Here is a 22,974-nt window from a genome sequence, read left to right as displayed (position 1 = left end):
GGATCATTGTCCCATCGGATTGTGGTGCTGTGCGGCATATTGTGCGTGGTGATGGTGCTGCTCGCCGGGTTGTTGCTCGACGGGTCGGCGCAGATGCGCAGCAGTCTGGGTTGGGTGACCCATTCCTCGCAGGTGCTCAAGACCGCGAACCGGACGCTGGGCCATCTGCAGGAAGCGGAGTCGGGACAGCGCGGCTATGTGCTGACCCGCAATCCCGAATTTGCCGAGACCGTCGCCGCCGAAATCGCCGCCGCCAAGCATGAAGCGGCCGCGCTGGTCAGGCTGACGGCCGACAATCCGCCGCAGAATGAACGGGCGCAGCAGGTGCGCGCGCTGGTGACGGAACGGGCCGCGAGCCTGGAGAAGTCGGCGGCCATGACCCGCGCGGGCGACTTTGCCGGGGCGCAGGCATCGACCGCGACCGGCCGGGGCCGCTATCTGATGCTGATGGTCGAGGCGCGGGTCGGCGATCTGCTGGCCGAGGAGCGCGCGCTGTCGGTCGAGCGCATGGGCGCGGTGGAACGGCGGCTCAACTATATTCGCTGGCTGGTGCTGCTGGGCACGCCGCTGACGGTGGCGATCATCGTCATCATGGGCGTGGCGCTGATCCGCGGCATCCGCCGTCCGGTCGAGGCTATGATGACGGTGATGGGCAAGCTGGGCGCTGGCGACCGCAGCGCGCGCATCGATGTCGAGATGCGGTCGAGCGAGTTCGAGCGGCTGGCCGGCGGCTATAATGAAATGGCGCGCGAGCTGGAGGCGGCGGTCGCCGACCAGGTGGACAGCGAGGGGCGGCTGAAAATCGCCAACCAGGAACTGAGCGCCAATGCGCAGGTGCTGCGCGAACGGGGCGAGGTGATCGAACTGCTGGGCGGCATGGCCCACCGGATGCAGGCGGCCCGCACCGACGAGGAGCTGGCGTCGATCATCCGGGTGTTCGTGCCGCGCGTGCTGCCCGATATTCCCGGCGCCCTCTATGCCCATAATAATTCCCGCAACCTGCTGGTGCCGATCGCGGCCTGGGGCGGGCTGGAGGTCGAGCAGGCGGGTTTTGCGCCCGACCAGTGCTGGGCGCTGCGGCGCGGGCAGAGCCATTATGTGACCGAGCAGGGATCGGACATCGTCTGCGCCCATGTCGGGGCCGAGGCGGACCATTATCATTGCGAGCCGCTGCTGGCCGGCGGCGAGGTGATCGGCGTGCTGTATCTGCGCGGCGTGGTGGGGGCCGAGAACCGGTTCCGCCTGACCGTGCTGACCGAGAATATCGCGTCGGCCCTGGTCAACCATCGCCTGCAGCGCGGCCTGCGCGAACAGACGATCCGCGATCCGCTGACCAGCCTGTTCAACCGCCGCTACATGGAAGAGACGCTGGCGCTGGAGATTGCGCGGGCGACGCGCACCGGCAGCCCGCTGAGCCTGGTGATGTGCGACGTCGACCATTTCAAGCGCTTCAACGACGAGTTCGGCCATGAGGCGGGGGACGCGGTGTTGCAGGCGGTCGCAACCGAAATGCGCAGCCGCTTCCGCGACGGCGATGTCGTCTGCCGCTTTGGCGGCGAGGAGTTCACCATCATCGCGCCGGGCACGTCGGCCGTGGTGCTGGCCGACCGGGTGGAGATCGTCCGCCAGGCGATCAGCGAGCTGATGGTCAACCAGGGTGGGCGTACGCTGGGGTCGACGACCATGTCCTTCGGCGTCGCTACCTGGGAAGAGAGCATGGAGCGCGACGGCTCGACACTGATCAAGGCGGCCGATGCCGCGCTCTATCGCGCCAAGCGCGAGGGGCGGAACCGGGTGGTGCTGGACGCACGGGCGGAAGCGCTGTCAGCCTGACCGAGGTAGCCTGAAAGGGGCGGCGGAAATAGGAAAGTCGCCGCTTAACTTCGCATATTTCCTGCACATTTCGACATTTTATGTCGATGGTTGGAAATTTCCTTACGTCGTCCCGCCTGCCTGAGTTGAGAAAGAGCCGGGCGCGATCATGGCAGTTCGGCGCGCTGTAGGACAGCGGGCCGCTTCATGCGGGCTGGAGGCTGTCGGCGATCGCGCGCAGATGGGTGAGTGCCGGATTGCGGGCGTCGGGGCGGACCATCAGCAACTGCTCGATCATCGGCGCGTCGACCAGCGGCACGAAGCGCACGCTCGTCATGGCGAGGCGCCGCAGCGATTCCGGCACGATCGCGACGCCCAGCCCTTCGCCGACCAGGCTGACGATCGTCTGCTGCAACTGGGTTTCGAGCAATATGGCGGGCGGGGCGGCCAGCCAGCCCAGGATCGCGCGGCGCAGCGTGGGCGTCACATCCGCGGGCGAGAGGATGAAGCGTTCGCCGGCCAACTGGTCGGGGGTGAGGGTGCTGGCACTGGCGAGATGATGGTCCGACGGGACGACGGCGGCGAGCGGCTCACGATAGAGCGGGCTGGTGACGAGGCCGCGCCGGGCACCGGGATCGAAGCCGATGGCGGCGTCGAAGCGCCCCTCCATCACGCCGTCGGCCAGCATCATTGGCAGCGTTTCGCGCAGGTGCAGCGTCACGTCGGGATGGGCGGTGGCGAAGCGGCGGGTGAGCAGGGGGACGCTGCTATAGGCGGCATGCATCATGAAGCCGATCGTCAGTTCGCCAAGATCGCCGGACTGCCAGGCGCGCGCATCGCGACAGGCGCGGTCGAGCGCGGCGATGATCTGCCGGGCATCTTCCAGGAAGCGGGCGCCGGCCGGGGTCAGCACGGCGCGCCGCGAATGGCGCTCGATCAGGCGGACGCCCAGTTCCTGTTCCAGCGCAGCCACCTGACGACTGAGCGGTGGCTGGGTGACATGCAGCCGTTCGGCCGCTCGGCCAAAATGCAGCGTTTCGGCGACGGCGACGAAATAGCGGAGCTGGCGAATATCGATCATACGGAAACAGTATCAATCATTCCATGTAATGGCATTGGTATGCATCGATCCGGCGGCGTAGGCGAGCGCTGTTTCCGCTGTCCCGAAAGTCCGTCCGATGTTGTCCGTGCTGCTGATCGTCCTGCCCATCTTCGCGCTGATCGGGGCGGGATGGATTGCCCGCAGGAGCGGCGTGCTGGGGCCGCATGCGACAGGCGAGATCAATCGCTTCGTGGTGTGGCTGGCGCTGCCGGCGCTGCTGTTCGACATCGTTGCCAAGGCGCGGTGGAGCGACATCTGGCAGCCCGGCTTCATCGCCGTCTTCGGCATCGGCGCGGGGCTGAGCTTTGGCGCGACGCTGTTGCTGCGGCGACGCGGCGGGCGGCATCTGGCGGATGCGACGGTCGACGGGCTGAACGCAGGCTATGCCAATACCGGCTTCATCGGCTTTCCGCTGGCGGCGACGATATTGGGGCCGGCATCGCTGGCACCGACTTTGGTGGCGACGATCATGACCGTCTGCCTGCTGTTTGCGGTGGCGTTGATCCTGATCGAGATCGGCGTGCAGAGCGAGCGGCGGCCGGGGCACATGATGGCCAAGGTCGCACGGTCGCTGGCGACCAATCCGCTGCTGGTGGCGCCGCTGGTCGGTGGACTGTTCCTGGCCTTTGCCATTCCGCTGCCGGCGCCGCTGGACAAGTTCCTGTCGCTGCTGGGCGGTGCGGCGTCGCCCTGTGCGCTGGTCGCACTGGGCCTGTTCATCGCCGAGAAGCGGGAGGGCGCGCCGCCGGCGGCGGGAGCGGTTGGCTTTCTGGTGGGCATGAAGCTGCTGGTGCAGCCGCTGCTGACCGGTGCGCTGGCGCTGGTCTTCCGCCTGCCGCCGGCGCTGGCGGCGACGGCGGTGCTGATGGCGGCGCTGCCGACAGGCACCGGCCCGTTCATGGTCGCCGAATTCTATGGCCGGGAAGCGGGTATCACCGCGCGGGTCGTGCTGGTCTCCACCATCGCCTCGCTGGCGACCATCACCCTCTATCTGAGCCTGCGCTGAGCATCAGGGCGACAGGGCGTTGCGCTTTCGCGCGCAAGGACAGGCCGTTAACAAAATAAATACTCGTCTTTGCTCTGCTGACGGCGCAGGTTTTGCTGCTCCGATGGCGAATGAAGATGGGGGCCGGACTTGCGGCGACGGATCATTATCTTTTTGGCCCTGATGCTGGCGATATTGGCGATCGTCATTCCACTGGCACTGACCGTCCATTTTTCGCGCGAGCGGGCGATCGCCGCCGAGCGCGTGCATATGCAGGAATATGCCAACTGGACGCTGCTGCGCGCCGAGCAGGTGCTGACCGACGCCAAGGATGTGCTGGCGCAGGTCGGCAAGGGCGATTGTTCCGTCGGTCATATCGAGCGGATGCGCCAGTTGGCGATCGACAGCGGGGCGGTGGAGGAAGTGGGCCATTATGATGGCGATCGGCTGGCCTGCACCGGTTGGGGCAAGGTGCCGGCGGATGTCGTCATCGGGCGCGGGACGCCTTCGGCGACGCTGGCGGGCGGTTATGCGCTTCATCTGCATGTGAAGCCGCGCATCAGCCATGCCCGCGAGGTGATGGTGCTGGGCTATCGCGACCATAATGTGCTGATCCTGCCGCAGCGGCTGGTCGATGTCTTGTCCGACAGCCACATGATCCTGGGCATCGCGACGCGGCAGGGGACGCTGATCGCCATTACCGGGCGGGCCAATGACGGGCTGGTGGGACAATTGAGCCGGCAGCCGATGACCGGGATGGACGAGACGGACATCTATGCGTCGGTGCAGCGCGGCGACCTGACCGCCTTTGCCATTGCCGACCGCAGCGCCATCGATGCGAAGCTGGGCAGCGAGATGCGCCTGCTGTTGCCGATCGGGCTGGTGGCGTCCGCGATCCTGGTGCTGCTGATCCTGTGGGTGTCGCGCCAGCGCCTGTCGCCGGAAAAGGAACTGAAGCTGGCCATCCGCAAACGCGAGTTCCAGGTCCATTACCAGCCGCTGATCGAGCTGGCGACCGGCTATTGCGTGGGCGCCGAGGCGCTGGTGCGGTGGCGGCGGCCCGATGGCCGGTGGATAGCGCCCGACCTGTTCATCCCGCTGGCCGAGCAGAGCGGGCTGATCCTGGACATTACCGACCATGTGATCGAGCAGGTGGTAGCGGACCTGCACGTCATGCTGCTGGCCGAGCAGCAGGTGCATGTGGCGATCAACATTTCCGCGCGCGACCTGGAAAGCGGCCGCTTCCTGGATGTGCTGGAGCGCGAGATAGCCAAGGCCGGCATCGCGCCGGGCCAGATCTGGCTGGAAGTGACCGAGCGCAGCCTGATCAACCCGGACACGGCCCGCGCGACCATCGCCCGCGCGCGCGATGCCGGGCATCTGATGGCGATCGACGATTTCGGCACCGGCTATTCCAGCCTGTCGCTGCTGGAAACATTGCCGCTCGACGCGCTCAAGATCGACAAATGCTTCATCGACGCGATCGGCCGGGATGCGGCGGCCAGCGTGGTCACGCCCCATATCATCGGGATGGGGCGGGCGCTGAAGCTGAACCTGATCGCCGAAGGGGTGGAGACCCGCGAACAGGATGCCTATGTCCGCAAGGCCGGCGTCCAGTTCGCGCAGGGCTGGTATTATGCCAAGGCGTTGCCGGCGGACGAGTTCATGGCCTTCTACCGCGACTATAACCGGGGCAAGCGATCCCGCTTCCTGAGTGTCGCGGCCTGAGGATCAGTCCTTGCCCTTGAGCGCGGCGGCCAGCGAGACGGTGGCGCTGCCGCGGCGGGCGGGGGCGGCCTGGCTGGCGTCGGGTTTCCAGCCGGACAGATAGATGAGCGCCATCTGTTCGGCGGTGCGGCCGTCGGGATCGGCGGCATTGGCGAAATGGGCGGCGGCGCGCATCAGCACATCGCGCGACAGGGCCGGCGGGCGGGTGGCGAGCGCATTGCCCGCGCCCATGCCGCGCAGATCGTGCATCAGCCGGACGATGTCGCCATAGCGGATATTGAGCGTCTCTCCATCGGCGACCGGCATGGCGAAGCCGGCGCGGCTCAAGAGATCGCCGGCCGAGCGGACATCGACCTGGGGATGGACATGCTGACCGGGCCGGTCGCCCTCGGCCGCGAGCAGGGCGGACTTGAGGCGCGGCAGGCTGCCGGCGCCGGCAAAGGCGGCGAGCATCAGCCCATCGGGCCGCAGCACGCGGCGCATCAGGATCAGCGCGCCGGGCAGATCATTGACGCTGTCGAGCGTGCCGCAGGCGATGACCAGGTCGAAACTATTGTCGGCAAAGGGCAGGGCATCCTCGTCCGCCTGCACACCGCCGGCCCGCTGCGCGGCGAGGAAGCCGGGGTCGGCGCAGGCGACGCGCTTGCCCATGGCTTCGAGCGCGGCCTTCGCGCTGCCGTCCGGGCAGCCGACCAGCAGCACTTCGGGCAGGTCGCGCTGCACATCGGCCAGCCGTTCGAGCAGTTCGTCCAGCATCGCGCGGTGGAGGAAGTCATGATCGGCAAAGGCGCCGAGCATCCGGTCGCGGTGACGGGCGCGCAGGGCGCGGTCGAAAATGTCGGGGCGGGTTTCGGGGGCAGTCATGGCGGGCCTTGTGCATCGGGGGCGAAGCGGGGACAAGGCAGATGATGTCGCTGGTCCCGCTTCTCAAGACCGTGATGCGTCCGGTCATGGATTATGCCCTTCCGCCCCGCTGCCCCGGCTGCGGCGCGATCGTCGGCGCGGATCATGGATTCTGCCTGGATTGCTGGAGCGGGATGCGGTTTCTGGGGCCGCCCTGCTGCGCGCGCTGCGGCCTGCCGTTCGAGCATGAGATGGGCGAGGGCGCGGCCTGTGGCGCCTGCCTGGCACAGCCGCCGCCGTTCGACAGCGCGCGGGCGGTGCTGGCCTATGGCGATGTCGCGCGGACGGTGGCGCTGCGCCTCAAATATGGGCGGCGGATCGGCCTGGCCCGGCTGGTGGCGGGGCAGATGCTGCGCCATGTGCCGGCGGAGATGGAGGGCGCGCTGATCGTGCCGGTGCCGTTGCATCGCTGGCGGCTATGGGGGCGCGGCTTCAACCAGTCGGCGCTGATCGCCGATCATCTGGGGCGGCTGACGGGGCTGGCGGTGGACAAGCATGGCTTGCGCCGGGTGAAGCGGACGCAGCCGCTGCGGGGGATGAACCCCAAGCAGCGGGCGCAGGCGGTGCGCGGCGCCTTTGCGTTGGCGCAGGGGCACGGGCTGGCGGGACGGGTGATATGGCTGGTCGACGATGTCCATACCAGCGGGGCGACGGCGGCGGCCTGCGCGAAGCTGCTGAAGGCCGGCGGCGCGCGCGAGGTGCATCTGCTCTGCTGGGCGCGGGCGTTACCCAGAACTGGCGACGATTGACAAAGTGCGCATTCCCCCCAATTTCGGGGCAAAGGAGTTTTACCGAGATAATGGCAAAGGTCGAAATCTATACCAAGGACTGGTGCGGCTATTGCGCGCGGGCCAAGGCACTGCTGGAGGGCAAGGGTGTTGCCTTCGAGGAATATGACATCTCGCTGGGCGGTCCCAAGCGCGAGGAAATGCTGGAGCGGGCGCCCGGACGCACCACCGTGCCGCAGATCTTCATCGACGGCCAGCATATCGGCGGCAGCGACGATCTCGCCGCGCTGAACCGCGAGGGCAAGCTCGACCCGCTGCTGGGGCTGTAAGCCCGATGCGCGCCGCCATCTTTCAGATGACGACCGGGATCGACCCGGCCGCCAATGCCGCCGCGATTGAGGAGGCGGCGAAGCGCGCCAAGGGGGAGGGGGCGGACATGCTCTTCACCCCGGAAATGGCGGGCTATCTGGACCGGGATCGCAAGCGCGCGGCGGAAACCTTGCGCAGCGAGGCGGACGATATCGTGCTGGCGGCGGTGCGCGAGGCGGCGGCGCGCGAGGGGCTGTGGGTCCATATCGGATCGCTGCCGCTGAAAGATGCGCGCAGCGACGGGCGCTGGGCCAATCGCAGCTTCATGATCGACGATCGCGGCGAGATACGGGCGCGCTACGACAAGATCCATCTGTTCGACGTCGACCTGGCATCGGGCGAAAGCTGGCGCGAATCCTCGGTCTATGGGCCGGGGGAAAGCGTGGTGGCGGTCGATACGCCCTGGGCGCGGATGGGCTTTTCCATCTGCTACGACATGCGCTTTCCCGATCTCTACCGGGCGCTGACCAATGCGGGGGCGACCGTGCTGCTGGCGCCAGCGGCCTTCACCGTGCCCACGGGCCAGGCGCACTGGCATGTGCTGCTGCGCGCCCGCGCGATCGAGGCGGGCTGTTTCCTGATCGCCGCCGCACAGGCCGGCGAGCATCAGGACGGGCGCACCACCTATGGCCATAGCCTGGTGGTCGATCCATGGGGCGATGTGCTGCTGGACATGGGCGAGGGCGCGGGGCTGGCCCTTGCCGATCTCGACCTGAGCCGCGTAGAGGCGGTGCGGGGGCGGGTGCCCGCTATCGCCAATCGGCGCGTGATACCGCAGGATGTTGAGATCAGGTGATCGTTTTCGACCTTAAGTGCGAGGGCCAGGGCCATGTGTTCGAGGCCTGGTTCGGCTCCAGCGCAGACTTTGCGGACCAGAAGGAACGGGGCCTGCTCGCCTGTCCGCTGTGCGGCGATACGCGGGTCGGCAAGGCGCTGATGGCGCCGGCGGTGGCGGCCAAGAGCAACCAGCGGCGCGAGATCGTGCCGTCGCAGCAGCAGCCGGCGGGCGAAGCGGAGACGGCGCCGGTCGCGGCCGGGCCGGACGAGGCGAAGATGCGCGCGCTTGTCGAGGCGCTGGCGGACGCACAGAAGAAGGTGCTGGAAGGCTCCACCTGGGTCGGGCGCGGCTTTGCCGAGCAGGCGCGCGCCATGCATTATGGCGAGCAGGACAAGGGCAGCATCCATGGCGAGGTCGCCCCGGCCGAGGCCAAGGCACTGGCCGAGGAAGGCATCAATGTCGCGCAACTGCCCTTTCCGGTGATTCCGCCCGAAGCGAAGAATTGACCGCGCGCGCCGCGCATAATAGAGCCGGCGCTGCGTGCACCCGTAGCTCAGCAGGATAGAGCATCAGATTCCTAATCTGAGGGCCATGGGTTCGAATCCCGTCGGGTGCACCATTTTCCTGAAATTATAATGACTTACGCGCTCATCGGTGGGGCGCGAGCGTGACATTTTGTTGCGCGTCATGCTGTTGCACGACGGTCACATGTTTCACTAAAATTTCAATGTGTGACAAGGATATTACAATATCGCTTGTCTTGCGTCCCAGTTGGGGCACCCTGTGCGCAGCGGCGCGGGAGAGGGCCCGCGTCCTTCTGAACAGGGACCGAAGCTTCGTGAAAAAATATAGCTTTCTGACATTTACTGCCCTGGCGGGCAGTTTCGCCTTTGCAACGGGAGCCATGGCGCAGGGGAGCAGCGCCACGCCGCAGACGACCGAAGCCGATCGCAATCCGGAAGCGACCGGGGAGGTCGCGTCGTCGATCGTCGTGACCGGTTCGCGCATTCGTCGTCCGAATCTGGAAGCCAATGCGCCGATCACCACCATTTCGGGCGAGCAGTTCTTCGAGACGGGGCAGCTGTCGGTCGGTGATACGCTGAACGAGCTGCCGCAGCTGCGCAGCACCTTCAGCCAGCAGAACTCGACCCGCTTCCTGGGCACGCGCGGCCTCAACCTGCTCGACCTCTACGGCCTGGGCACGCAGCGCACCCTGGTGCTGGTCAATGGTCGCCGCCATGTCGGTTCCGACGTCCTGTCGAACGGCGTGTCGCCCGACACCAACACCTTCCCGACCGACCTGATCGAACGCGTCGACGTGATGACCGGTGGCGCATCGTCGGTCTATGGTTCGGACGCGATCGCCGGTGTGGTCAACTTCGTGCTGAAGCAGGACTATGAAGGCGTCCAGGTGCGCGGCCAGAATGGCGCGAGCAAATATGGCGACGCCGGCAACCGCTATGCTTCGGTCCTGGCGGGCAAGAATTTCGCCGATGGCCGCGGCAATATCGCGATCAACGTCGAATATGCCCAGTCGGACGATTTCTACGGTTCCAACCGTCCGACCATGCGCCAGAACAATGCGTTCATCGTCGTCGACACCGACCCGGCCGGCACCGCCAACGGTTCGGACGGCGTGTTCGACCGCCAGTTCTTCCGCGACGTGCGTTCGGCCACCATCTCGCTGGGCGGCCAGACCGGCATCTTCCAGAGCGCCGGCAACGCGGCCTGCGGTCGTGATGCGGTAGGCGCGGCCTTTGTCTGCAACATGCTGTTCCAGCCCGACGGCACGCTGGTGCCGCAGACCGGTGAACGCATCGGCCTGGGCCCCAACGGCAATTATGTCGGTGGCAACGGCACGAGCAGCCGCGAAGGCAAGCTGCTGGCGCTGAGCCCCAATCTGGAACGCATTTCGGTCAACCTGATGGGCCATTATGAGTTCAGCCCGTCCTTCGTGCCCTTCTGGGAAGCGAAATATGTCCGGGCCGATGCCTATGGCTCGCAGAGCGGTCCCTTCTTCTCGCAGGGCACGACGCTGGGCGATCCGGGCGGCCGCGAACGCATCCGTCTCGACAATCCGTTCCTGTCGGACCAGGCCCGCACGCTCCTGACCCAGCAGTTGCTGGCGACGACCGTCAACGCCAATACCGGCGCAGCCCTGACGGCAGCGCAGCTCGACGCGCAGCGCGCCGCGATCAACGCCGGCACGTTCCGGTTCAACCTGCGTCGCAACTGGGTCGATTTCGGCATTCGTGACGAAGCCATCCGTCGTGAAACCTATCGCGCCGTCGTCGGTGTCCGCGGCGACTTCAACGACGACTGGAACTACGAACTGTCCGTCAACTATGGCGAGCATCGCGAGAAGAATGTCGTCAAGGGCAATGTCAACGTCCAGCGCTACCTGCTGGGTATCGACACCACCCGCGACGCCGCCGGCAACATCGTCTGCCGTTCGAAGCTGAATCCGGCCGGCACGGTCGACTATGGCGCGGATGCGGCCATCCTGGCCGCCGACATTGCGGCATGCGTTCCGATCAATCCCTTCGGCCAGGGCTCGGTCTCGCAGGCTGCGCGCAACTATGTGCTGATGGACACGGTCGCGACCGGCAAGATCAAGCAGTTCGTGGCGTCCGGCTTCGTGGCGGGCGATACCAGCGCCTGGTTCGAACTGCCCGGCGGCCCGGTCGGCTTCTCGGTCGGTGGCGAATATCGCCGCGAGAAGGTCTATTATGACCTGGATGAGCTGACCCAGCAGGGCTACGCCTTCTACAACGCGATCCCGACCTTCCGCGCCCCGGCGTTCGAAGTGAAGGAGCTGTACGGCGAAATCAGCGTGCCGATCCTGAAGGACGTTCCCTTCTTCAAGGAACTGACCGCCAATGCCTCGGGCCGCGTGTCCGACTATAAGGGCGCGACCGGCACCGTCTACACCTGGGGCACGGAACTGACCTGGACCCCGGTTCAGGACATCCGCTTCCGCGGCACCTACAACAAGGCGATCCGTGCGCCCAACGTCGTCGATCTCTATTCGGAGCAGAGCCAGAATTTCGCGCCTGCGCCGAACGATCCCTGCTCGCTGCGCAACATCGGCACCGGTTCCTCCTATCGCGAGGCCAATTGCCGTGCGGCCGGCGTGCCGACCAACTATGACTTCGTCTACACCTCGTCGATCGAGCTGATTTCGGGCGGCAACCCCAATCTGCGGGAAGAAACCTCGACCAGCTGGACTGTCGGTGGCGTTCTGCAGCCCCGCTGGATTCCGGGCCTGTCGCTGTCGGTCGACTATTTCAACATCAAGGTGGACGACGTCATCACCGCGCCGTCGGCACAGCAGATCCTGAACGCCTGCTATGACGCACCCAATCTGGACAATCCGTTCTGCGGCCTGTTCACGCGTAACGGCGCGACCGAAGGTCCGTCGGGCGAAGCTGCCTATCAGGTGCTTCAGGGTTCGTTGCAGCAGACCACGCTCAACTATGCGAAGCTGACCGCGGAAGGTATCAACGCCGAACTCAACTATCGTCATGATTTCAGCTGGGGTTCGGCTGGTTTCAAGACGGTCTACACGCGCATGATCAAGCGGAACGAATATCTCAATCCGGCTGATCCGAGCTTCCGCAACCAGATCCTGGAAGAACTGGGCGATCCCAAGAACCAGGTCAACTTCAACGGCGACGTGAAGTTCGGCAAGCTGACGATCGGCTATCAGATGCGCTGGATCGACAAGATGTACCTCAACACCTATGAGGACTATAACTCGGTCAACGGGCTGCCGCCGCAGAATGCGGACTATGCCTCGCTCAAGAAATATCCCGACGTCTTCTATCACGACGCACGTATGGGCTATGACGTGACCGAAAAGTTCAACATCTATGTCGGTGTCGACAATATCGGCAACCGCGCACCGCCCTTCGGCCTGACCGGCGTGGGTGCGGGTTCGGGTATCTACGACGTCCGCGGCCGCTATGGCTATATCGGCGCCGTCGCCAAGTTCTGATCGCAGCGACATGCTGTAAGCGAGAGGGCCGGATTGACTTCCGGCCCTTTTCGTTTTCTGCTTGGCCATGACTTCCCCCACCGTTTCCCATGCCCGGCAACTGGCCGCATCCGGCCAAGTGGCGCAGGCTGTCGCCCGGCTGGAACAGGCATCGTCGCAGGGCGATGTCGATGCGCTCTTCTGCCTCGCCACCTGGCATCTGGCGGGCCATGGCGTGGCGCGCGATCTGGAACGGGCGAGGGGCCTGCTGCGCCGCGCGGTCGAGATCGGCCATGTCGATGCAGCGTTGATGGAAATCGCGCTGACCGCCAATGGCAGCGGCGGGCCGGTCGACTGGACGGAGGCGCTGGCCCGGTTGAAGATCGCGGCGCAGGGGGATCTGGTCGCGCAGCAGCAACTGGCGCTGATCGATCGCATGGCGTTGGCCCCGGACGGTGCGCCTGTGGCCGTGCCCGAGGGCGAAGCGCTGGCCGGTGGCTGGGATGTCCGGCTGTTCCGCCAGTTCCTGACGGCCGATGAATGCCATCATGTCATCAGCGAAGGCCAGGCGCTGCTGGAACCGGCAATGGTGATCGATCCGCGCAGTGGCCGGCCCATGCCGCATCCGATCCGCACGTCGGATGGCGGGATTTTCGGCCCGGCGCGCGAGGATCTGGTGATCCAGGCGATCAACCGGCGGATTGCGGCGGCAAGCGGGACGATTCTGTCGGGCGGCGAGCCGCTGACATTGCTGCGCTATGCCGTCGGCCAGCAATATCGGCAGCATCATGATTGCCTGCCCCATGTCCGCAACCAGCGGGCATGGACGATGCTGATCTATCTCAACGAAGGCTATGCCGGCGGGGAAACGATCTTCCCGCGGCTGGGCCTGTCGGTGAAGGGGCGGAAGGGCGATGCCCTGCTGTTCCGCAACACCGATGCGCAGGGGCAGGCGGCGGAAGCCGCCATGCATCTGGGCGCGCCGGTCATGGCGGGACAGAAATGGCTATGCACCCGCTGGATCAGGCATGATCGTCACGATCCCTGGAACCCGTGAGCATGCGAGGCGCAGGCCCGATCCTTGCCGGGCCTGCGTCTGACCGGATATTCTTCGCAGTTCCATGGTCAGTGGAAGCGGATGCCGATGCGGCCGACGAAACCGCTATAGTCGCGGGTGGGGACGTTGGAATCATTGCTGGCATAGCCGGCCTCGCCGAACAGGTTGATCCGCCGGGTCAGCGCCTGTTCCACGCCGCCGGTCAGGCGCAATTGCGTATCCTCCCGCTTGAAAGGGTAAGCGTTGGAGAAGGCCGCCTTGTAGTTGCGATGGACCAGATAGAGCCGGCCATAGACTTCCAGTCCCTCGCGCAGCGGCGTGCGGGCGATCAGCATCGTGCCATAGCCATTATAGCTGAAGCGGTTGGCCTGCGCATTGGCGTGCAGGCCCAATAGCGACCCCATGATGCGGGTCTGGCCGCCGCCCGGCCGCCAGAGATGGCGCAGTTCGCCCAGCCACTCGCTCTGGTCATAGCCCTGGAAGCGCTGTTCGCTCTGGTTGCGATAGCCGTAACGCAGGCGCACCGTGCTGGTGTGGGCAGGATTGTGGCGGTGGATGAGCTGCACATCCATGCGCGCGCGATCGAACACCCGGCCATCATCGCCCAGCACATATTCATAGCTGGGCTGGAAGCGCAGCCTGGTCCGTCCCTTGGCCGCCAGTGGCCAGTCGATCTGCGCGCCGACGGTCAGCGGATAGCGATTATAATCGGCTTCCGACGGATAGATGTGGGCGCCCGCGGACGCGCGCAGGATCGCCGGGCCGGCATCATAGGCCAGGCCCACTTCGCCGGTGAACAGCGACTTGATCCGATCCTGATCGGGACTGTTGTCGACCACGTCGGGTGGCACCACGTCGAGCCCGTAGGAAAGTTCACCCTCAACCGACAGGTCGCCCGGCTTTGCCCAGCCGGCCTGGGGCATGGCGGCGAGGCCCAGCAGGGCGGCGGGAATGACGATCTGTTTCATGAGACCTCCGGCGATGAAGGGGGGGATGGCGGGGGAAGCGGATCGGGCGGCGGGCTTTGCGGCCAGGGGTCGCGCCCGATCTGGATGCGCGTGGACATCGACGTGATCGGGATCGTGAGCGCGGATTCGAGCGTGTACCAGGCGCGCAGTGCGCGGAAGAAGATATAGGGAGGCAGCGCCAGCAGGGCGCGCGGGCGGTTATTCGCCAGGATCGCGATCGCCGCGGCAACCAGGGGGGATCCGACCAGCACGGCGACGATCGCCTGCCAATGGGGCAAAGCGATCGATCTCGACGTGATGAACAGTTCGAGCAGGCCGAAGATGACGAGCGGGATCATCATCGCCCGGCGCGCGGTGTTCATCAGCATATAGGGCAGGACCAGCTTGCCGCGGATGCTGAAGTCCGGGGCGCTGATGAGCGAATGGGCGCGCGCGCTGACATGATAGACCGACCGGAACCAGCGCAGCCGCTGTTCGCGCAGGTGAGCGAAGCTGGTCGGCACTTCGGACACATAGCTGACCCGATGATCGACCAGCGTGCGATAGCCCAGTTCGGCGATGCGCAGCGAGATGTCGGTATCCTCGCCATTCATGCCGGAGGCGAACTGGCCGACCCGGCGCAGCGCGTCCGCCCGATAGATGACGAACATGCCGGGAATGCCGACCAGCCCGGCCATGACGCTGAGCGCGGGCGAATAATAGCCATGCTTGACGATCACCTCGACCAGGCGCCCGGCATCGAAGATCGCGCCGCCTGGCGGCAAGGGCACGCCGCCGACCGCGCCAGCATCGGGATCGGCGAAATTCTGCATTGCCAGTGTCAGATTGTCCTCGCCCACCAGCGTGTCGGCGTCGATCCGCACGATGAACGGATGGCGCGCATGCAGCACGCCTTCGTTCAGGGCATGGGCCTTGCCGGGCGTCGCGACATGCACGACCCGCCCCTTGAGCGCGGAGCAGGCGTCGATGACGGCGCGGGCGATGTCCGCCGTGCCATCGACCGAGCCATTGTCCATCACGATCAGTTCGACCTCCGCACCATAATGGGCGGCGGCGCGGTCGATATGCTGGATCGTCTGGCCGATCACATATTGCTCGTTGAAGGCGGGTACGATGACGCTGACCGGGGCGGCGAAGTCGGGGCGCGACAGGCGATAGCGCTCGGCGACGGCAACGATGTAGAGCTGGGCAAAGGTCAGCAGCACGAACAGGATGACGCCCGGACCGATGCCGCCGAGCAGGCTGATGTCGCGCATCTCCTCGAACAGCAGGATCGGTTGCTGTGCCGCCCAGATGGCGATGATCGCCGCGATCGTGCCGGCAATGGCGAGGCGGTAGAGGGCGCGCCCCTTTGGCTGAGGGCCGCGCAGCACCGGCACCGGGGCAGGCATGGTGCCGCGCCGGATGATGACGAAGGCGAAGACCGCCATGCCCGCAAGGCCCGCCATGATCTGGATCGCGGCCAGCGAAAAGGGGGTGCCGACATAGGCGAACAGCGCCACGCTGCCCAGGTCAAGGATGGTGCAGAGCGCCATGTAGCGCAGGCACAGGTCGAGGCAGAGCAGGATGCGCGCCCGCACCGATCCCGCTGCATAGAGCGAGAAGGAGATGAAATAGGAATAGATGAAGGTCCGGATCGAGATCGCGCTGAAGCCCAGATAGGGGCCGAACACATAATCATGGGTGCGGAAGAAGCGGTCGAGATAGCCCAGTTCGAACAGCCATAGCTGGAACAGGGCGATGGTCGTGAAGGTCAGCAGCAGAGCGGGTGCGCGCAACATCGATACCGGACGGGCCAGTCCGCCGGCGAAACTGTCCGTCGACTGGAAATTGGCCTGGGTCCGGTCATAATCCGGGGGCGGCGGCATCAGGGGACAGGGGCTGTTGCGCGCAGCGGGGTGGTCGCCGGCGTGGCGGGCGGCGGGACGGGAACCGGGCGATGGACCGTCACCAGCAGGGCCACGGCCGCCCTGGCCGCCGATGCACCACGCGCGAAGGGTTCCACCATGACGCCTTCGCGCCGGTCATCGGGGAAGTGGACCAGCCATTGCCGTCCGGCGGGGCGGACCCGTGCCAGCGTGCCGGCAATGTCGCCCGTCAGCACCTCGATCGTGGTGCCCGGCCTTTGGGTGCCGAAGGCAAGGGCGCTGGGCCGCATCTGACCCAGCAACTGGGCTGTGGCCTGTCCCTGCGGTGCGGTCAGTGCGCCGGCCTTCAAGGCGACCGGGCGATTGGCCGCAAGCAGGCCCCGCAACTGGACGATCGCCGGCACAAGCCGTTCGCCGCCGCCCCGCAAGATGGTTTCCGGCAGCATTTCCGCGGCGATCAGACGGCGCGCGCCGCACCGCATTTCTTCCCGCTCATGTGCGGTCAGGGTGATTTCCAACTGGTTGCGATCCAGATGATCGGCGGTCGGCAGCGCGATCGAATGGCTGAAGCGCTGATCCTCATCGGTCAGGGTGCGGGTGAAGAGCAGATGATCGTTGAGCGTCACGAACAGCGCGGTGCGGGTTTCGGCGATCGGCCCGAGCAGCAGGCGCAGGTCGAGCGCGGACGGCAGTTCGCCATTGGGCAATTGCCCGACATCATAGCGATAGCGCCAGGTGGTTTCCCGATCGAAACGGCGAGCGCCGCCATTCTCGATCGTGCTGACCAGGCTGACCGGATAGCGCAGCGCCTGCGTCCGGCCGGGACGGATCGCTGCGCCCTTGTCGATGTCGGTCAGCGCCTGGGCGGCATAGCCGCTTTCGCCAAAATAGATGCCATAGCCTTTCTCGCTCAGCCGTGCGGCGGCGAGCAGGGTGGCGAGATCCGCCGCCTTGTCATCCTCGTCCCATTTGACCGGGATCAGGTCGCCCCACAAGGCGAGCCGGTCGCGGGTGGTGGATGGTGCCTTGTCCAGTTTGAGGTGCAGGCCGCTTTCCGGCAGGATCGTGACGACGGCGGCCAGCGCTTCATTGGGCGTGCATTCGGCCATCGGGCCACGCCCGACCAGCGCCAGTTTGACCTCCAACTGGCCCGAGGCCAGTTCGGCGGGGGTCAGTTCGATCTTGGCACGCCGTTTGAAGCGCCCCTGGTTCAGCACGACGTCGGCGCGCTTGACCCCGTTGATGCTGATCCGCAGCGCACCCTCGGCATCGGGCACGGCGTCGGTCGCGAAGGCGATATTATAGGTACCGCTGAGCGGCCGGCTATAGGTCGGCAGGCGGAAGAGCTTGCTGGCATAGGCCGGAAAGCCGGACAGGATCAGGGGATTGTCCGGGTGCGACTGCGCCACGAACACGTCGCGTCCATCGACATCGATGAAGGGGATGGAGCCGCGTTGGTAATCCTCGAAGAGGGGGTCGCCCATTCGGACGTTGCGGCCCATGATCGTGTCGAACAGGCCGCTCTGGCCGATCGCGATGAGCAGGCCGATGAACAGCAGCGCCTGAAGGCAGATGACCCACAATCTCATCGGCCCGCCCCCGCCACGCCGGACAGGGCGGGATGAACCGTCTCGATCGACCCCGCCTGGTCGAGCGCCGCCTGCTGTTCGCGCGTCCAGGCCGTGCGTGCCGGGATGTGGCGCTGGTCGACGCGGTCGGCATAACGGGCGGAAATTTCCAGCGTCTCGGCCAGCAGGCCGTCGGTCAGCAGGATCGGGTCGAGGCCCAGCGCGCGGAAGGTGGCGTTGCTGACGTCGAGGTCATTTTCTGCCGCTTCCTTGCGGGGGTTGGGCAGATATTCGATCGCCGCGCCGGTCAGGTCGGATACCAGCCGGGCTAGGTCGCGCACGCGCAGGCTTTCGGCGATCTGGTTGATGATCTTGACCCGGTCGCCGCGCTCCGGCGGATGGGCAACGGCGAGCGCAATGCAGCGCACCGTGTCCTGGATATTGAGGAAAGCGCGGGTCTGGCCGCCGGTGCCATGGACGGTCAGCGGATGGCCAAGCGCCGCCTGCACCAGAAAGCGGTTGAGCACGGTGCCATATTCGCCCTCATAATCGAACCGGTTGACGAGCGCGGGGTGGCGCCGCGTCTCCGCCGTCTGGGTGCCCCAGACGATGCCCTGGTGCAGGTCGGTGATGCGCAGCCGGTCATTCTGGGCATAGAATTGGAACAGCAACTGATCGATCGACTTGGTCATGTGATAGACGCTGCCCGGCCGGGTCGGATACAGGATTTCCCAGTCATGCGGGGCACCGGCATCGTCGTGGATCTGGACGGTCAGATAGCCTTCGGGGATTTCGAAGCCGGCACCGCCATAGCCATAAACGCCCATGGTGCCGAGATGGACGAGATGCGCGTCGAGATCGCAGGCGACCAGCGCGGTCAGGACATTGTGGGTGCCGCCGACATTGTTGTTGACGGTATAGCGCTTCTCGGTCGGCCCGCGCATTGAATAGGGGGCGGCGCGCTGTTCGGCGAAATGGACGATCACGTCGGGGCGCTCCTCCGCCAGCAGGGCAAGGAGGCGGGCATAATCCTGGGCGACGTCGAGATAATGGAAGCGGATGGTCCGCCCGCTGACCCGGTGCCAGGCATCCAGCCGCTGGTCGACCATGGCGATCGGCGTCAGGCTGTGGACGCCCAGTTCCGCGTCGATCCGGCGACGCGAAAGATTGTCGATGATGACGACCTCATGGCCCAGTTCGGACAGATGCAACGCTGTCGGCCAGCCGCAAAAGCCGTCGCCGCCGAGCACGAAAATCTTTTTCGCCACACGATCTCCTGTCCCTGGCGCGCGCCGCACCGGAAATGTGCGCGGCGGCCGGCAATCGAGAAGAAGGGAGGTCGGATGATCCCGCTTAGTCGGCCGAAGAGCTATCGGGGTAAATACCGAGTGCCGGGAAAAAACAGTCGCAGATCAATGCAATGCAAGGATATGAGGGGCGCTAGACCCATTCGTGGAAGGGGCGGATTTCGATTTCGCTGGGGCCGGGCATGGGATTGGGGCAGCGTTTCGCCCAGGCGACGGCTTCGTCCATGTCGGCCACTTCCCACAGCCAGAAGCCCGCGACCAGTTCGCCGACCTGGGGAAAGGGGCCATCGATGACGTGGCGATCGGCGCCGTCGAAGGCGATACGCTTGCCATGACAGGAGGGGAGCAGGCCGTCGGCCATGCGCAATATGCCGGCCGCTTCCAGTTCGTCGTTGAAGCGGCCCATCGCCGCCATCATCTCCGGGTCGGGCGGGCCGCCCGCCTCGCTGTCCTGCGTCGCCTTCACCAGCACCATCACGCGCATCGATCGCCTCCCTGTCCGGACCGCAGGAGGATAAGCGAAAATGGCCGGTTGCGGTAGGCGCAGCGACATCGCCGGCCGGCTCCCGGCGCAGCTTCAGGCGCCTGGCAAGAGAATTGACGACTTTCAAGCAGTTGCCGCACGCGCACACGGTAAAGCGAAGCCGCACTTTCGCGGCGGGAAGGAGGGATCTTAACCTTTTGGAAAGGCACGACCTGCGAAATGAAAGCGGGGACTACGGGGCCGTATAAATGCTGAAAAAAATCCGCACCCAGGACGTGAAACTGGGGATGTTCTTGCACAAGCTGGACGGGTCGTGGTTTTCCCACCCCTTCTGGAAGCGCAAGATGCTGCTCGACGATCCCGAGCAACTGGCGGACCTGCATGCCAGCAAGGTCGAGTGGGTGACGATCGACGTGTCGCGCGGTGCGGATGTGGCCCCGGCCCAGCCGGTGCCATCCCGCGTGGTGCAGATGGCCGAGCCGCGCGAACGGGTGTTCGGTCGCGCCGGGCCGACGATCGTGCGCCGCGCCGCGCCCCAGCCGGTCGACCGTCCCTTCGATCCGCTGTCCAAGGACAAGCTGCCGATCCGCGCCGAGATGGTCCATGCCCAGCGGCTGGCGCGCAAGTCGGGCCGCACCATGCGCAAGCTCTATGAGGATGTGCGGCTGGGCAAGGCGGTGAAGGCGGCCAAGCTGGAAACCATGGTCGACGAGATTTCCAGTTCGGTGCAGCGCAACCCGCACGCCTTCATGGCGATCACGCGGATGAAGAATAGCGGCGAATATCTGTATCAGCATGCGCTGTCGGTCTGCGCGCTGATGATCGGCCTTGCCCAGCAGATGCACCTGTCGCCCGATGATATCCGCAAGGCTGGCCTGGCCGGCCTGCTGATGGACATGGGCATGGCCCATGTGCCGCAGGAAGTGTGGGACAAGGACGCGCCGCTGACGCCGGAGGAGTGGGACGTGGTCAAGAGCCACACCACGCTGGCGCACGAGTTCCTGACCCTGGGCGGGGAAATGCCGGCGGAAGTGCTGGACGTGTGCCTCAACCATCATGAGCGGCTGGACGGCAGCGGCTATCCCAATGGCCTGGCCGGCGAGCAGATCGGGATGTTCGCGCGCATGGCCGCGATCTGCGACAGCTATGACGCCATGACGTCCAATCGCTTGCACCGCAGTGGCGAAGATCCGTCGCGCGCCTTGCTGAAGATCGACGAGGATGGCGGCGCGCTGTTCGACGCGGAAATCTTCCAGGCGTTCCAGCGCGCGGTCGGCATCTATCCGATCGGATCGCTGGTGCGGCTGCGATCGCACCGGCTGGCGATCGTGGTTGAGCAGAATCCCGATGACCTGACCCTGCCCAAGGTCCGTCCCTTCTATTCGCTCTCCGACCGGGCGTTCGAGAAGAGCGAGGATATCGACCTGGGCAATTGCTTCGGCGCGGACCAGATCATCACCCGCGAGACGCCCGAAGGATGGGACATGAGCGAATGGCCGGCGATGAGCGCCAAGCTGCTGGCAGTCGCAAGCTGAAACAGGGCGGGCGGCTCGGTCAGATCCGCGTCGCCTGCAACTCTTCCGCCCATTGGAGCAGGCGCTCCTTCAACCGGCGGTCGCGGCCGGCGCCGAGATCATCCGCCTTCAGCCGTTCGAGAATTTCGAAGCCGAAGGCGTCTTCGCCATGGGTATTCCAGGCGTCCTGCAGGCCGGGGTGCCGGTCGTTGCCAAGTCGCAGGGTGAACCAGAGCCGGTTGCGGATCGTGGCGAGATTGAGCGCGCTGCCGACCCAGCGCTGGCTAGAGGGCAGGCAGGATAGGGCATAGATGCCGCTTTCGATTTTCTGCTCCCTGTAGGCGGCGATCGCGGCCCGCTTTTCCTCTTCGGTCATGAGGCGCCTTTAATATTACCCGGATATATTGGCAAATGATATTTATCCGGGTCAAATGGGCCGGCTTGATTTTGCGGTCATGGGAATAATGGTCTGCCCCCGTTTTCCCTGGCGGATCGGGAGTTTTGCCTAAGGGAAAACCCATAGGGCGCATTATTGGAACAGCCTGTCGGAGGCTTAACCAAATCCCGCAACCGGGTGAAGACATTGTCTAACTAGGCTAGCTAAGGGCCCGCCTCCTTTTGGGTCTGACAGGGTAGGCAATTCATGAAGAAGATGGGGGGCGGCGTTGCCGCCGCTGTGGTTGCGCTGGCCGCGACGGGTGTTCTTGCGGCCGTTACACTATCGGGGGGCGAGGCGGATGCGCCGGACGCACGGGTGATCACCATCCCGTCATCGGCCAGTACCGCGCCAGCCGCCAGCACTGGCACCAGCGCGACGGTGCCGACGACGACGGCGGCGCAGGCCTATGCTGCGGCGGCAGCGGCCGCCGTGTCGGCGGCTACGGCGACCAGCACGGCCAAGGTTCTGCCGGGCATCAATATTTCCGGCGGCGAATTTGGCGGCGCCGGCGGCAAGCTGGGCACCAACTATATCTATCCCAGCACGGCGGAAATGCGCAGCTATGCGGCGCAGGGCTTCAAGCTGCTGCGCGTGCCGTTCCGCTGGGAACGGTTGCAGCCCAATCTCTATGGTCCCTTGTCGGAGGTCGATCGCAAGGCACTGAAGTCGGTGGTGACCCAGGCCAATGCGCTGGGCCTGACGGTGATCCTGGACATGCATAATTATGGTGCGCGCCAGGTGAAGGGCTCTGCGGCCTTGGTCGGCAGCGGCACGCTGGCGACGACGGCGCTGACCAATGCCTGGGTCAAGATCATGGAGGATTATCGGTCCAACCCCAAGGTCTGGATCGGTCTGATGAACGAGCCAAATCGGCAGACGGCGGCGCAATGGTGGGCCATTGCCGGACAGGTGACCAAGGATATCCGCGCCCAGAAGATCAGCAACAAGCTGCTGATTCCCGGCACGGCCTGGACCGGGGCGCATAACTGGGTGAGTTCGGGCAATGCCGCGCAGGCGGTGAAGTTCGTCGATCCCGGCAAGAATTACGCCTTTGAAGTGCATCAATATCTGGATGCCTGGTCGACCGGCACCACCGACAAGTGCGAGGTCAAGGCAGGCCAGCGCGTGAATGCCGCGCTGACCTGGGCCGAGAAATACAAGGTGAAGCTGTTCTTCGGCGAGATCGCCGCGTCGGGCCAGCCGCAATGCGCGAAGGAATATCCCGATATGCTGCGCCGTCTGAAGACGTCGTCGGCTGTGCTGGGCTGGACCGCCTGGGGCGGTGGCGCCTGGTGGGCCTATGACTATATGTTCCGTCTCCAGTCGCGCACGACCACGCCGACGGCACATATGAAGCTGCTGCTCGCCAACATGCCCTGAGGCTGGGG

General features: G+C 65.6%; 19 protein-coding genes and 1 tRNA gene. 12 read left to right on the top strand and 8 right to left on the bottom strand.

The annotated features are described in order from the left end of the window. The first annotated feature begins 51 nt into the window (after window positions 1-51). Window positions 52-1,833 carry a diguanylate cyclase gene (locus tag BRX37_RS01510; RefSeq protein WP_125985269.1) on the top strand — a complete coding sequence of 594 codons (1,782 nt, stop codon included), beginning with the start codon at window positions 52-54 and terminating at the stop codon, window positions 1,831-1,833. Between the two features lie 184 nt (window positions 1,834-2,017). On the opposite strand, the gene BRX37_RS01505 is transcribed toward BRX37_RS01510, so the two are convergent. Next, complete coding sequence (locus BRX37_RS01505) at window positions 2,018-2,893, bottom strand: LysR family transcriptional regulator (RefSeq protein WP_125985249.1); 876 nt, start codon at window positions 2,891-2,893, stop codon at window positions 2,018-2,020. Window positions 2,894-2,990: 97 nt separating this feature from the next. Here BRX37_RS01505 and BRX37_RS01500 point away from each other — a divergent pair, with 97 nt between their 5' ends. Continuing rightward, window positions 2,991-3,920: an AEC family transporter gene (locus BRX37_RS01500; RefSeq protein WP_125985248.1), complete on the top strand. Its 930-nt coding sequence runs from the start codon at window positions 2,991-2,993 to the stop codon at window positions 3,918-3,920. 162 nt (window positions 3,921-4,082) lie between these two features. Beyond that, window positions 4,083-5,627: an EAL domain-containing protein gene (locus BRX37_RS01495; protein WP_318276552.1), complete on the top strand. Its 1,545-nt coding sequence runs from the start codon at window positions 4,083-4,085 to the stop codon at window positions 5,625-5,627. Window positions 5,628-5,630: 3 nt separating this feature from the next. Here BRX37_RS01495 and BRX37_RS01490 read toward each other — a convergent pair whose 3' ends face one another. Beyond that, window positions 5,631-6,491, bottom strand: a complete 861-nt coding sequence (locus tag BRX37_RS01490) for a class I SAM-dependent methyltransferase (RefSeq protein WP_125985246.1) — start codon at window positions 6,489-6,491, stop codon at window positions 5,631-5,633. Window positions 6,492-6,532: 41 nt separating this feature from the next. Between BRX37_RS01490 and BRX37_RS01485 the strand changes: the two genes are divergently transcribed. The 7 genes from BRX37_RS01485 (at window position 6,533) to BRX37_RS01455 (ending at window position 13,438) form a co-directional block, all read left to right on the top strand. Next, the gene (locus BRX37_RS01485; protein WP_125985245.1) at window positions 6,533-7,279 is read left to right on the top strand and encodes a ComF family protein; all 747 of its coding nucleotides are present in this window, start codon (window positions 6,533-6,535) and stop codon (window positions 7,277-7,279) included. 50 nt (window positions 7,280-7,329) lie between these two features. After that, entirely contained in the window at window positions 7,330-7,587 is a 258-nt protein-coding gene (gene grxC, locus BRX37_RS01480; RefSeq protein ID WP_010335902.1) for a glutaredoxin 3, read from the top strand. Between the two features lie 5 nt (window positions 7,588-7,592). Continuing rightward, complete coding sequence (locus tag BRX37_RS01475) at window positions 7,593-8,423, top strand: carbon-nitrogen hydrolase family protein (RefSeq protein ID WP_125985244.1); 831 nt, start codon at window positions 7,593-7,595, stop codon at window positions 8,421-8,423. After that, window positions 8,420-8,911 carry a DUF1178 family protein gene (locus BRX37_RS01470; RefSeq protein WP_125985243.1) on the top strand — a complete coding sequence of 164 codons (492 nt, stop codon included), beginning with the start codon at window positions 8,420-8,422 and terminating at the stop codon, window positions 8,909-8,911. Before BRX37_RS01475 ends, BRX37_RS01470 begins: the two co-directional genes overlap by 4 nt. A gap of 36 nt (window positions 8,912-8,947) precedes the next feature. Further along, window positions 8,948-9,024: transfer RNA gene (locus BRX37_RS01465), tRNA-Arg, on the top strand. A 285-nt stretch (window positions 9,025-9,309) separates the two neighbouring features. Beyond that, window positions 9,310-12,402 carry a TonB-dependent receptor domain-containing protein gene (locus BRX37_RS01460; RefSeq protein ID WP_125985268.1) on the top strand — a complete coding sequence of 1,031 codons (3,093 nt, stop codon included), beginning with the start codon at window positions 9,310-9,312 and terminating at the stop codon, window positions 12,400-12,402. Window positions 12,403-12,469: 67 nt separating this feature from the next. Then, window positions 12,470-13,438 carry a 2OG-Fe(II) oxygenase gene (locus BRX37_RS01455; protein WP_125985242.1) on the top strand — a complete coding sequence of 323 codons (969 nt, stop codon included), beginning with the start codon at window positions 12,470-12,472 and terminating at the stop codon, window positions 13,436-13,438. Between the two features lie 68 nt (window positions 13,439-13,506). Here the strand turns inward: BRX37_RS01455 and BRX37_RS01450 are convergent, their stop codons facing one another. The 5 genes from BRX37_RS01450 to BRX37_RS01430 form a co-directional block, all read right to left on the bottom strand. Next, complete coding sequence (locus tag BRX37_RS01450; RefSeq protein ID WP_125985241.1) at window positions 13,507-14,406, bottom strand: hypothetical protein; 900 nt, start codon at window positions 14,404-14,406, stop codon at window positions 13,507-13,509. Then, complete coding sequence (locus BRX37_RS01445; RefSeq protein ID WP_125985240.1) at window positions 14,403-16,274, bottom strand: glycosyltransferase family 2 protein; 1,872 nt, start codon at window positions 16,272-16,274, stop codon at window positions 14,403-14,405. Before BRX37_RS01445 ends, BRX37_RS01450 begins: the two co-directional genes overlap by 4 nt. Beyond that, on the bottom strand, window positions 16,274-17,863 hold the full coding sequence (locus tag BRX37_RS01440) for a cellulose biosynthesis cyclic di-GMP-binding regulatory protein BcsB (protein WP_125985239.1): 1,590 nt from the start codon (window positions 17,861-17,863) through the stop codon (window positions 16,274-16,276). Before BRX37_RS01440 ends, BRX37_RS01445 begins: the two co-directional genes overlap by 1 nt. Further along, entirely contained in the window at window positions 17,860-19,110 is a 1,251-nt protein-coding gene (locus tag BRX37_RS01435) for an NAD-dependent epimerase/dehydratase family protein (protein ID WP_125985238.1), read from the bottom strand. Before BRX37_RS01435 ends, BRX37_RS01440 begins: the two co-directional genes overlap by 4 nt. Window positions 19,111-19,282: 172 nt before the next feature. Then, a complete protein-coding gene (locus BRX37_RS01430) occupies window positions 19,283-19,633 on the bottom strand; it encodes a YciI family protein (RefSeq protein ID WP_125985237.1) in 351 nt (116 codons plus the stop codon). A 248-nt stretch (window positions 19,634-19,881) separates the two neighbouring features. Between BRX37_RS01430 and BRX37_RS01425 the strand changes: the two genes are divergently transcribed. Continuing rightward, window positions 19,882-21,168 (top strand): cyclic di-GMP phosphodiesterase, encoded by a 1,287-nt coding sequence (locus BRX37_RS01425; protein WP_125985236.1) that lies wholly within the window; start codon window positions 19,882-19,884, stop codon window positions 21,166-21,168. Window positions 21,169-21,187: 19 nt separating this feature from the next. On the opposite strand, the gene BRX37_RS01420 is transcribed toward BRX37_RS01425, so the two are convergent. Then, entirely contained in the window at window positions 21,188-21,523 is a 336-nt protein-coding gene (locus BRX37_RS01420) for a GIY-YIG nuclease family protein (RefSeq protein WP_125985235.1), read from the bottom strand. A 267-nt stretch (window positions 21,524-21,790) separates the two neighbouring features. Here BRX37_RS01420 and BRX37_RS01415 point away from each other — a divergent pair, with 267 nt between their 5' ends. Continuing rightward, entirely contained in the window at window positions 21,791-22,966 is a 1,176-nt protein-coding gene (locus BRX37_RS01415; RefSeq protein WP_125985234.1) for a glycoside hydrolase family 5 protein, read from the top strand. The last annotated feature ends 8 nt before the right edge of the window (window positions 22,967-22,974 follow it).

Origin of the sequence: Sphingomonas sp. S-NIH.Pt3_0716, from assembly GCF_003950715.1 — a bacterium.
Taxonomy (GTDB): domain Bacteria; phylum Pseudomonadota; class Alphaproteobacteria; order Sphingomonadales; family Sphingomonadaceae; genus Sphingobium; species Sphingobium yanoikuyae_A.
The sequence above is the reverse complement of the archived record's forward strand: the minus strand, read 5'-3'. Positions and strand labels throughout refer to the sequence as shown.